This window comes from Prevotella sp. P4-119 (genome assembly GCF_002251345.1).
Classification (GTDB): domain Bacteria; phylum Bacteroidota; class Bacteroidia; order Bacteroidales; family Bacteroidaceae; genus Prevotella.
In genome coordinates this window covers 1-2,436 of the sequence record NZ_NPJB01000081.1, presented here as the reverse complement: position 1 = coordinate 2,436, position 2,436 = coordinate 1, and the positions used below count along the sequence as shown (strand labels likewise).

Below are 2,436 nucleotides of genomic sequence, written 5' to 3'. Positions count from 1 at the left end.
GGTGTTGTATTCCTGAAAATTGACTTCTTCTCTCTCTGAGGTGCTATTTTTTTGCTTTACGGAAACTGTTATCTGTTATCTGTTATTTGTTATTTTCGTCATAAAGTAAATAGTTTTCATCGCTCACCAGTATAGATTTAATCCAAAATAGAAAATTCAAGCGTTATTCTTCCCATTTCCTTTTTGTGGTCTCGAAATTATTTACTACTTTTGTCGCTAAAATAAAAAGCCCACAAAAAAATCCTGATCATGACCACATACAGATTTGCGATTACCGGACTACGTCACCATGACTTTGCCAACAGACTCGATGAACTCTACGACAAGGCTATGGGGAAGCGTATGTCTATCAGTATAGAACACGACAACCCTGGAGAAATGGATGCTGTCATCGTGTATTGGGGGCGTTGCTTTGTGGGCTATGTGCGCAGCGGAACAGACAGAGAAAAGGCTTGTTCGCTGATTCTTAGTTCGGGAAGAGGGTCGATGTTTGGCAAGATTGTGGAGGTGGATCGCGATCACAGGGTGCTGTGGATGGAGATTGTCACAGATGTTGAACCGCAGACCGTTTGTCTGCCCTCGGTATGCCCATTTGCCAATTGGGATTACGATGATAAAATATTGCCTCTCAGTCCACAGGAAGTACAGGTTCATACCATGCTCAACTGCCTGGAAATGGTGATCGAAGCCGGTGAACCGTGGGATAGCGAAATGGAAGAATGGCTATCTGCTGTTGAAGAAAATCTATGGTGTGCCATCAGTTGTGAAACCACCCAACAGATCATCAGAATCATTGAGATGATGACCAACGCTCCCAATCATCCACAGTACAAAGCAGGTAAAGACAGACTGCAACAGGCATTAGACCACATGGGCAGTCCGGAGGTGCGTCGCTTGCAATGTCAGAAAATTTTTGCCAATGCCGAATCAAATGATATGTTGCAGCTGCTGTGCTACTATGGCGACAGAGCCGAAGATGCCGTAGCGTCGCTTCCGTCGGTTTTCGTCATGATGTTTTTACGGGATGGCGAGAGTGCTATGGGAAAGTTGTGGTACATGCACTATCCCCGTAAGAAAATCCGTGCCATTATGTCTTTGCTGGCTATGAAAGTCCACATGATGAAAAACGAAAAGAAACCTCTTGAAAGGAGTATTCCCCAACAATGGTTGGCAAACTGGACTAAGGAGCAGCATAGCGAAATGGCTACTGCCGTCATCACCAAATGTGTCAGCGACTTTGAACTGCAACACACGTCTCCACAAGTCTATAACGAGTTGCAATCATTGCAACAGGCAACGAGACCGCACATCGACTATCATGTGAACACGAACACCTATATTGAAAACCAAACCATCAAACAACAATAATTATTTTATGGAGAACGATAAAAAGTGTGAACGACACTTCCATTTCAGCGATAAAGTGACCTATATCGAACATCAGGAAATAACCGTACAAAGTGGTGCAAACTTTTATAACGGTCCTGCCGTGGAACCTCAAAATGATCATGAAGAAAAGGAGGAAATCAGCAAACCTGCCGACAATATTGTCTGTGCCCTCATGCCCTTGTTTAAAAACGACCAAAAAGAGGTTGAAGCCTTTCTGCATAAGATAGATGGCGCAAAGCCTACCATGATAACAGAGGAGGTTAACCGCCTGTTGAAACAGGAAAAGATCACGCGTGCAGGATGTAAAGGTCAGATGTGGGAGATATTGCATCAATACAAAATCTATATGCCGTCGGTGAAAAACTGGAACGCACAGGTCAACTGATTGGCTTCGGGAAAGGTGTGCTCCCTTGATATGTCACACGGAAATCGGAAAATTTTATTATCCACGGAACACACAGAGGACACGGAAAAGATTATAGTTGAAGATTTTTAGTTCGTGATTTTTGTTATCAGCCAACCAGGTTATTACTTTTGTCCTTACAGGACGTGGTGGGGTATGTTGCCTATATCCGCAGGGCGGTGCCCTGGGCTATGGAAGCCATTGGGCTTTCAGCCCGCCGTTGCTTGTAATTCTGTGTCCTCCGTGTGCTCCGTGGATCCGTAATTCCGCAGTCCTCCGTGTCCTCCGTGTGCTCCGTGGATCCGTAATTCCGCTGTCCTCCGTGTCCTCCGTGGATCCGTAATTCCGTGTGATCCATGGACAAAAAACTTGCTTTTACTTGTCTTTTCTTGCCTTTACTTGCCACGTCTGAAACAGGCGTGATTTTTGTTTTTACTACCATTTTTCTTCTCTAATTTTGCACCAGTCGAAGGACAGAAGCCTTGGCGCGGTGCCGGTTTTCTTTTCCCCTTCGCAAAAGAAAACAATGAGCGTATATTTCAATTTTACAATCATCAACTGGACGTTCTCGTTTAACGTGAGAATCGGTTCTAACTAAAACACATTTATTAATCTGAGTTGAACATTGCGGAGGATATTCCCAG

2 protein-coding genes are annotated in these 2,436 nt (G+C 44.3%); both read left to right on the top strand.

From position 1 onward, the window contains the following. Positions 1–249 precede the first annotated feature (249 nt). Positions 250–1,368 (top strand): hypothetical protein, encoded by a 1,119-nt coding sequence (locus CIK89_RS09190; protein WP_094391087.1) that lies wholly within the window; start codon positions 250–252, stop codon positions 1,366–1,368. Positions 1,369–1,375: 7 nt separating this feature from the next. Beyond that, positions 1,376–1,774: a hypothetical protein gene (locus CIK89_RS09185; RefSeq protein ID WP_094391086.1), complete on the top strand. Its 399-nt coding sequence runs from the start codon at positions 1,376–1,378 to the stop codon at positions 1,772–1,774. Positions 1,775–2,436: the final 662 nt, after the last annotated feature.